The 9772-nt window shown below is 57.7% G+C and carries 5 protein-coding genes and 1 pseudogene; all 6 read left to right on the forward strand.

Annotated elements, in window-relative coordinates:
- Positions 1 to 426, forward strand: a 426-nt coding sequence (locus GHN92_RS23210) for an SPOR domain-containing protein (RefSeq protein ID WP_178102685.1), incomplete at its 5' end; no start/stop codon positions are given.
- Positions 427 to 758: 332 nt separating this feature from the next.
- Positions 759 to 5207, forward strand: coding sequence for a glutamate synthase large subunit (gene gltB, locus GHN92_RS23215; protein ID WP_095001092.1), 4449 nt, complete (start codon positions 759 to 761; stop codon positions 5205 to 5207).
- A gap of 33 nt (positions 5208 to 5240) precedes the next feature.
- Positions 5241 to 6659, forward strand: a complete 1419-nt coding sequence (locus GHN92_RS23220; protein WP_095000853.1) for an FAD-dependent oxidoreductase — start codon at positions 5241 to 5243, stop codon at positions 6657 to 6659.
- Between the two features lie 229 nt (positions 6660 to 6888).
- Complete coding sequence (hemE, locus tag GHN92_RS23225) at positions 6889 to 7956, forward strand: uroporphyrinogen decarboxylase (RefSeq protein WP_095000854.1); 1068 nt, start codon at positions 6889 to 6891, stop codon at positions 7954 to 7956.
- A gap of 654 nt (positions 7957 to 8610) precedes the next feature.
- Entirely contained in the window at positions 8611 to 9138 is a 528-nt protein-coding gene (locus tag GHN92_RS23230; RefSeq protein ID WP_095000855.1) for a type II secretion system protein N, read from the forward strand.
- A 9-nt stretch (positions 9139 to 9147) separates the two neighbouring features.
- Positions 9148 to 9702 (forward strand): annotated as a pseudogene (locus GHN92_RS23235) (secretin N-terminal domain-containing protein); the annotation flags it as partial.
- Between the last annotated feature and the right edge of the window lie 70 nt (positions 9703 to 9772).

Consider the following 9772-nt stretch of genomic DNA (forward strand, 5'->3'; position numbering starts at 1 on the left):
CCCGTAGCCACGCCACGCCCGGCACCTACCGTGGCCACGGCCAAGCCTGCGCCAGTGGCCAAGCCTGCCCCGGCCCCGGCAGCCAAACCAGTGGTCAAACCGGCCGAGAAGCCGGTTAGCCTGGCCAAGGCCGCACCAGGCGGTAGCTGGTACGCCAGCCAGCCTGCCAATAACTATGTGGTGCAGATCGTCGGCACCAGCTCTGAAGCGTCTGCGCAAAATGTCGCCAAAGAACTGGGCGGTGATGCTCGTTACTTCAAGAAAACCTTGAATGGCAAGCCGCTGTACGTCGTCACCTATGGCAACTTCCCAAGCCATGCTGCAGCAACTGCAGCAATCAAGAACTTGCCAGCGAAGACGCAGGCTGGTAAACCTTGGCCTCGCACTGTCGCCAGCGTCCAAAAAGAGCTGGCTGCAGCTCGCTGATGATCCGGCGACCTTACCCAGGTCGCCGTTCTAGTCCATCAAAACTCCTGCTTGTGCATGCGGCCTTAACAGCCGTGTGCCTTGTGGTGTCTGCGCCGTGTAGCAGTCAACATCAAAAATGTTTTGACTAGCACGAGCAATCGCTTTAAACCTTTCATAAATGCGACATGAATTTACGGTATAACGCCGCTTAATTTGTGGGTCTTTGTGACGGTGTGTAGAATGACCACCCTTTTGCCCCTGCCAAGCTGGCGTACGTTCAGCGCGGGAAGCAAGTGGTTGAATTAAAAGAAATTTGCCCCTTTTTGGGGCAGCCTGGTGAGAAAGTGTCTATGAAAGCAGGTCTGTACCACCCCGATGAATTCAAGGATAACTGTGGTTTCGGCCTGATTGCCCATATGCAGGGCGAACCCAGTCATACCCTTCTGCAAACCGCCATTGAAGCCCTGACCTGCATGACCCACCGCGGTGGGATCAACGCAGACGGCAAGACCGGTGACGGTTGTGGCCTGCTGATTCAAAAGCCTGACCTGTTCCTGCGTGCAACCGCCAAGGAGCAGTTCGGTACCGATTTGCCCAAGCAATACGCGGTCGGCATGGTGTTTTTCAACCAGGATCCGATCAAGGCCGAGGCGGCGCGCGACAACATGAATCGCGAGATTCTTGCCGCTGGCCTGCAACTGGTGGGCTGGCGCAAAGTGCCCATCGATACCAGCGTTCTGGGTCGTCTGGCGCTGGAGCGTCTGCCGCAGATCGAGCAAGTGTTTATTGGTGGGGACGGCCTGAGCGATCAGGACATGGCCATCAAACTGTTCAGTGCCCGTCGCCGTTCCTCGGTGTCCAACGCGGCAGACAGCGATCACTACATCTGCAGCTTTTCCCACAAGACCATCATTTATAAAGGCCTGATGATGCCGGCGGACCTCACCGCCTTCTATCCGGACCTGAGCGATGAGCGCCTGCAAACCGCAATCTGCGTGTTCCATCAGCGCTTCTCCACCAATACCCTGCCGAAATGGCCGCTGGCTCAGCCATTCCGCTTTCTCGCCCACAACGGCGAAATCAACACCATCACCGGTAACCGCAACTGGGCCCAGGCCCGTCGCACCAAGTTTGCCAACGATCTGATCGGTGACCTCGACGAACTCGGCCCGCTGGTCAACCGCGTGGGTTCGGACTCCTCCAGCATGGACAATATGCTGGAGCTGATGGTCACCGGCGGCATCGACCTGTTCCGTGGCGTACGCATGCTGATTCCACCGGCGTGGCAGAACGTTGAAACCATGGACCCCGACCTGCGGGCGTTCTATGAGTACAACTCCATGCACATGGAACCGTGGGACGGCCCCGCCGGCGTGGTAATGACCGACGGTCGCTACGCGGTCTGCCTGCTCGATCGTAACGGCCTGCGCCCTGCGCGCTGGGTGACCACCACCAACGGCTATATCACCATTGCCTCGGAAATCGGCGTATGGGACTACAAGCCTGAGGACGTGATCGCCAAAGGCCGTGTCGGCCCTGGCCAGATCCTGGCCGTGGACACCGAAACCGGTCAGGTGCTGGACACTGACTCGATCGACAACCGCCTCAAGTCGCGCCACCCGTACAAGCAATGGCTGCGCAAGAATGCCCTGCGCATTCAGGCGACCATGGAAGACAACGACCACGGTTCGGCGTTTTACGACGTCGATCAGCTCAAGCAATACATGAAGATGTATCAGGTCACGTTCGAAGAGCGCGACCAGGTGCTGCGTCCGTTGGGCGAGCAAGGCTACGAAGCCGTAGGTTCGATGGGGGACGACACGCCAATGGCCGTGCTGTCCCAGCGTGTGCGAACACCTTACGATTACTTCCGCCAGCAGTTTGCGCAGGTCACCAACCCGCCGATCGACCCGCTGCGTGAAGCCATCGTCATGTCGCTGGAAATCTGCCTCGGTGCCGAGCGCAACATCTTCCAGGAATCCCCTGAGCACGCTTCCCGTGTGATTCTCAGTTCGCCCGTGATCTCGCCTGCAAAATGGCGCTCGCTGATGAACCTCGACCTGCCGGGCTTTGAGCGTCAGATCATTGACCTTAACTACGACGAAAGCGTCGGTCTTGAAGCGGCTGTGCGCAATATCGCCGATCAGGCCGAAGAAGCAGCGCGCGCCGGTCGCACCCAGATCGTTCTGAGCGACCGTCATATCGCACCGGGCAAGTTGCCGGTTCACGCCTCTTTGGCTGTGGGCGCCGTGCATCACCGCCTGACCGAAAAAGGCCTGCGTTGCGACAGCAACATTCTGGTTGAAACCGCTACTGCCCGTGACCCGCATCACTTTGCGGTGCTGATCGGCTTCGGTGCCTCGGCGGTCTATCCGTTCCTGGCCTACGAAGTGCTGGGCGACCTGATCCGCACCGGTGAAGTACTGGGCGACCTCTATGAGGTGTTCAAGAACTACCGCAAAGGCATCACCAAAGGTCTGCTCAAGATCCTCTCGAAAATGGGCATATCGACCATCGCTTCGTACCGTGGTGCGCAGCTGTTCGAAGCCATCGGCCTGTCCGAAGAAATTTGCGAACTGAGCTTCCGTGGCGTGCCAAGCCGCATCAAGGGCGCACGTTTCGTCGACCTTGAAGCCGAGCAAAAGCTGCTGGCAGCCGAGGCCTGGAGTGCGCGCAAGCCCATCCAGCAAGGCGGCCTGCTCAAGTACGTGCATGGTGGTGAATACCATGCCTACAACCCTGACGTGGTGGCCACCCTGCAAGCCGCCGTGCAGCAGGGCGACTACAGCAAATTCAAGGAATACACCGCACTGGTCGACCAGCGTCCAGTGTCTATGATCCGCGATCTGTTCAAGGTCAAGACCCTCGATACCCCGCTGTCGATCGACGATATCGAACCGCTGGACTCGATCCTCAAGCGTTTCGACTCGGCCGGTATTTCCCTGGGCGCCTTGTCGCCAGAGGCTCACGAAGCCCTGGCTGAAGCCATGAACCGCTTGGGCGCACGCTCCAACTCCGGTGAAGGCGGCGAAGACCCGGCGCGTTACGGCACCATCAAGAGTTCGAAGATCAAGCAAGTGGCCACTGGTCGTTTCGGTGTGACACCGGAATACCTGGTCAACGCTGAAGTGCTGCAAATCAAGGTTGCTCAAGGCGCCAAGCCGGGCGAGGGCGGGCAACTGCCGGGCGGCAAGGTCAACGGCCTGATCGCCAAACTGCGCTACGCCGTACCGGGTGTGACCCTGATTTCGCCACCGCCGCACCACGACATCTACTCCATTGAGGACTTGTCGCAGCTGATCTTTGACTTGAAACAAGTCAACCCGAAAGCACTGGTGTCGGTGAAACTGGTAGCTGAAGCGGGCGTAGGTACCATCGCCGCTGGCGTGGCCAAGGCCTATGCCGACTTGATTACCATCTCCGGTTATGACGGCGGCACCGGCGCTTCACCGCTGACCTCCATCAAGTACGCGGGCGCACCGTGGGAGCTCGGTTTGGCCGAAACCCACCAGACCCTGCGCGGCAATGACCTGCGCGGTAAAGTGCGGGTACAAACCGATGGTGGCCTGAAAACCGGTCTCGACGTGATCAAGGCAGCAATTCTGGGCGCTGAAAGCTTCGGCTTCGGCACCGCACCGATGATCGCCCTGGGCTGTAAATACCTGCGTATTTGCCACCTCAACAACTGCGCGACCGGCGTTGCGACGCAAAACGAATCGCTGCGTAAAAACCATTACATCGGCACCGTCGATATGGTGGTCAACTTCTTTACCTATGTGGCCGAAGAAACCCGCGAGTGGCTGGCCAAGCTGGGTGTGCGCACCCTGGAAGAGCTGATCGGGCGTACCGACCTGCTGGAAATCCTCCAGGGCGAGACTGCCAAACAGCACAACCTGGACCTCACGCCATTGCTGGGCAGCGACCATATCCCGGCCGACAAGCCTCAATTCTGCCAGGTAGACCGCAACCCTCCGTTCGACAAGGGCCTGCTGGCCGAGCAGATGCTCGACATGGCGCGTTCGGCGATCAACGACATGAGCGGCGCCGAGTTCGACCTCGACATCTGCAACTGCGATCGCTCCATCGGTGCGCGTATCTCGGGTGAAATCGCCCGTACTCACGGCAACCAGGGCATGGCCAAGGCACCGATCACCTTCCGCTTCAAAGGCACTGCCGGTCAGAGCTTTGGTGTGTGGAACGCCGGTGGCTTGCACATGTACCTGCAAGGCGATGCCAACGACTACGTAGGTAAAGGCATGACCGGCGGCAAGCTGGTGATAGTCCCGCCTGCAGGCAGCGTCTACAAAACTCAGGACAGCGCGATTGTCGGCAATACCTGCCTGTACGGCGCCACCGGCGGCAAGCTGTTTGCAGCGGGCACGGCGGGCGAGCGTTTCGCGGTGCGCAACTCCGGTGCCCACACCGTGGTGGAAGGCACAGGCGATCACTGCTGCGAATACATGACTGGCGGTTTTGTCTGTGTGCTGGGTAAAACCGGTTACAACTTCGGCTCGGGCATGACCGGCGGTTTCGCCTACGTGCTGGATCAGGACAACACCTTCGTCGACAAGGTTAACCACGAGCTGGTGGAAATCCAGCGGATCAGTGGCGAAGCGATGGAGGCCTACCGTAATCACCTGCAACACGTGCTGGACGAATACGTTGAGGAAACCAACAGTGAGTGGGGTCGCAACCTCTCGGAAAACCTCGATGATTACCTGCGTCGTTTCTGGATGGTCAAGCCCAAGGCTGCCAGCTTGAAGTCGTTGCTTTCCAGCATCCGTGCCAATCCGCAGTGATATGCGCCTGAAAAGTTTGATGAGGTTTTAACCATGGCTGAACGTCTGAGTAACGACTTCCAGTTCATCGATGTCGGGCGCAAAGATCCGAAGAAGAAACTGTTACGTCAACGCAAGAAAGAGTTCGTGGAAATCTACGAGCCTTTTAAACCCCAGCAGTCGGCCGAACAGGCCCACCGCTGCCTGGGCTGCGGCAACCCGTACTGTGAATGGAAATGCCCTGTGCATAACTTCATTCCCAACTGGCTCAAGCTGGTGGCCGAGGGCAATATCCTCGCCGCCGCCGAGTTGTCGCACCAGACCAACACCCTGCCCGAAGTGTGCGGGCGGGTGTGCCCGCAAGACCGTCTGTGCGAGGGCGCCTGCACCCTCAACGACGGTTTTGGCGCGGTGACCATTGGTTCGGTGGAGAAATACATCACCGATACGGCATTCGCCATGGGCTGGCGCCCGGACATGTCCAAGGTCGTGCCCACCGGCAAGCGTGTCGCCATTATCGGTGCCGGGCCTGCAGGCCTGGGCTGTGCCGACGTGCTGGTGCGTGGCGGAGTGACCCCGGTGGTGTTCGACAAGAACCCGGAAATCGGCGGTCTGCTGACCTTCGGCATCCCCGAGTTCAAGCTGGAAAAAACCGTACTGAGCCATCGCCGCGAAGTGTTTACCGGTATGGGTATCGAGTTCCGCCTCAATACCGAAATCGGCAAGGACATCAGCATGGAGCAGTTGCTGGCCGAGTACGACGCCGTGTTTATGGGCATGGGCACTTACACCTATATGAAAGGTGGTTTTGCCGGTGAAGACCTGCCGGGCGTGCACGATGCGCTGGACTTCCTGATTGCCAACGTCAACCGCAACCTGGGCTTTGAAAAGTCGCCGGAAGATTTCGTCGACATGAAAGGCAAAAAGATTGTGGTGCTCGGTGGCGGCGATACGGCCATGGACTGCAACCGGACTTCGATTCGCCAGGGCGCCAAATCAGTAACCTGTGCCTATCGTCGTGACGAAGCCAACATGCCGGGCTCGCGCAAAGAGGTGAAGAACGCCAAGGAAGAAGGCGTTAAGTTCCTCTACAACCGTCAGCCGATCGCCATTGTCGGTGAAGGCAAAGTGGAAGGCGTGAAGGTGGTCGAGACCCGTCTCGGCGAGCCGGATGCCCGTGGCCGTCGTAGCCCGGAGCCGATCCCGGGTTCTGAAGAGATCATTCCGGCAGACGCCGTGATTATCGCCTTTGGTTTCCGTCCGAGCCCGGCCTCGTGGTTCGAGCAGTTCGAGATCCAGACCGACAGCCAGGGCCGCGTGATTGCGCCAGAGCAGTCGCAGTTCAAGCATCAGACCAGCCATCCGAAGATTTTTGCCGGTGGTGACATGGTGCGTGGTTCCGACCTGGTAGTGACCGCGATCTTCGAAGGCCGTACTGCGGCTGAAGGGATCATGGATTACCTGGGCGTGTAACCCGATTCCCTGTGGGGGCGGGCTTGCCCGCGATGGGATCAACTCGGTCTGCTGATCAATCGAGTTGTCTGTATCGCGAGCAAGCCGGCTCCCACAGTTGTTTCGCGGTGTTGCCAAATAGCACGTTCCACCGCGGCAAATCGACCCGATAGATAAAAGGCACGGCACTTGCCGTGCCTTTTGCGTCCGTCTCTGAGAAAATGCCCCCACTTTTTTTCCGGATGCTGACATGACTGTTCTCAAGAATGACCGTTTCCTTCGCGCTTTGCTCAAGCAACCTGTAGACGTAACGCCTGTCTGGATGATGCGTCAGGCCGGTCGCTACCTGCCGGAGTACCGCGCCAGCCGCGCCAAGGCCGGCGATTTCATGAGCCTGTGCAAGAACGCCGAATTCGCCTGTGAAGTCACCATGCAGCCTCTGGACCGCTTCCCGCAGCTGGATGCGGCCATCCTGTTTTCTGACATCCTGACCATCCCCGATGCCATGGGCCAAGGCCTGTACTTTGAAACGGGTGAAGGCCCGCGCTTCAAAAAGGTTGTCAGCACTCTGGCCGACATCGAAGCGCTGCCCATCCCGGATCCGCAAAAAGACCTCGGCTACGTGATGAACGCCGTCAGCACCATTCGCAAAGAGCTCAATGGCCGTGTGCCATTGATTGGCTTCTCCGGCAGCCCGTGGACGCTGGCCACTTATATGGTTGAAGGCGGCTCCTCCAAGGACTTCCGTAAAACCAAGGCCATGCTCTACGACACCCCGCAAGCCATGCACTTGCTGCTCGACAAGCTGGCGCAGTCGGTCACGTCTTACCTCAACGGCCAGATCCTGGCGGGCGCGCAGGCGGTGCAGATCTTCGACACCTGGGGCGGTAACCTGTCAGCTGCGGCCTATCAGGAGTTCTCCCTGGCCTATATGCGCAAAATCGTCAGCGGCCTGATCCGCGAACACGAAGGTCGCAAGGTGCCGGTCATTCTGTTCACCAAAAACGGTGGCCTGTGGCTGGAAAGCATCGCCGATGCTGGTGCCGATGCACTGGGCCTGGACTGGACCTGTGACCTGGGCGAAGCCCGCCGTCGTGTCGGCAACAAGGTTGCCCTGCAAGGCAACATGGACCCGACCGTGCTGTACGCCAACCCGGAGGCCATCCGCACCGAAGTCAAGCGCATCCTGGCCAGCTACGGCAACGGCTCGGGCCATGTGTTCAACCTGGGCCATGGTATTACCCCGGAAGTAAAACCCGAGCACGCCGGTGCGTTTATCAGTGCGGTGCATGAGTTCTCCGGTCAATATCACCAGTAAGCTCCAGCAGATTAAAAAATGCCCCGACATGTCGGGGTATTTTCATTTATTGCGTAGTCATTAGTATGACTGCCGACACTAAATGTAGGGGAGTTAGAGACAAAACCTACAGATTCAAGAGGGCTGGCCTTACATTAATAATTGTTCATGCCAGTGAAAATCAGCCTTCGCCACTGTATAAATAAGTTTGGTGTTATAAAAGGCTGCTTATTGTTATCGGGCTTGCATTCTGCGCACAACGTTCTGTTATTCAGGGCAAGGTTGTCTTTGGGTTTTTTAATAATAAATGTACCAGGGGGAGTTCTTGATTGTTGCACTTTCAAGCGCTCGCAGTTTGAGGGTGTATTAGTGATAACCGCCCTACATTCGGACTGCTGCTTGCAATACGCTCCGTAGACCACTCATTGTGATCCGGGTGTGGCTCTTGCTGGGAAGTTACCTTGGTCTAGAAACAAGTCGCAATGATAGCTCCTGACTGTTTAAGTAAGGGGGCGCCGGGTTTTGGAGTGAAGTTGTTCGGTACTGTTTAGCTTAAGCCTGTTTTTTAGAGGGGGATTTGCGTGTTGATGTGTGTGCAGGTTGATAGTTATCCACTTGCCATCTGACGCAGCGGTGTTTTTTATCAGGGTAGAGCAATTCAGTCATGAGACAGTCATGAACAGTTCGATTCAAGTACTCAAACACTGCTTTTCATCTGTATGGGCGTCGCTGGCATTGATCTTGGTCTATGGCAGTTATTTGGTGTGGCAAGAACAAGGGTATCGCCACTCTATCCATATGCAATCGGAACTCGCACCCTTGAATGTTTCAGATCCTCCGGCTCCCGGGCTTTTCAAGCCTGAAGCGATCGCCACGTTATTCGGGCTTGTCACTCAAGACCGTCGGGTACCGAGTGCTGAGCCATTGCAGTTGCGTGCGAGCTTTGTTGCGAGCCAGGGCTCCTCTCAAGCCTTGTTGGCCGATGCACAGTCGGCACGTTTCTACTCGGAAGGTGAGCCTTTGCCGGGTGGCAGTGTCCTGCGCCGTATCGAGATGGACCATGTGGTGCTATGGCGCAATGGGCGTGAAGAGTACCTGACCCTTAAACCGCCAAACCAGTATGTATTGCCCTTATCCACTGCTCCAGCTACGACCTCGCAGGAGACCACTTTTTACCTGCGGCCATCGACCGGGAAACTTTAGAAAATGCCCATGACCAAGCCCGGTGCCTTCGTTTTCGGCCCTCTTTTTACCTGTTGTGTGCTGTGCGCAGGGTTGCTGTTGCAATCTCCGGCGTGGGCCCAGAAGCAGTACTGGAAACTGGCGATGAAAGAGGCCGAACTGCGCGACGTCGTGCAGGAAATATCATCGATACTCGGCGCCACCGTGGTTCTTGATCCCAGGGTTCAGGGCCGGGTCACGGTTATTTCCGAAAAAGAGCTGGACCGCGAAGGCGTACGTCGCTTGTTTTACTCTGTGCTCGATGCCCACGGCTTCTCGGTGATTGACCAAGGTGATCGTTTACTGATCATCCCTGCCGCCGAGGCAAAAGCACGGGCTGGCAGCGCTGATGCGAAAGCGGTTGAGGCAGAGGCCTTTGTCACACGGGTCATCGAACTGAATGGCAGCGTCGCGGCCGATCTGGCTGGCCTGTTGCGACCACTGGTGTCTAGCAGTGGCTACGTGGGGCCTTCTGCTTCGGCCAACGCGCTGATCATTACCGACACTGCAGCCAATACGCAGCGCCTTGTCGAAATGGTTCGTAAGCGCTCCATGAAGCCCACATTCCAAGCCGAAACCTGATGTCCGATGCTGTGCTCCCGATTTCTTTCTGGAG

This window comes from Pseudomonas sp. FSL R10-2964, assembly GCF_009600035.1.
Classification (GTDB): domain Bacteria; phylum Pseudomonadota; class Gammaproteobacteria; order Pseudomonadales; family Pseudomonadaceae; genus Aquipseudomonas; species Aquipseudomonas bubulae.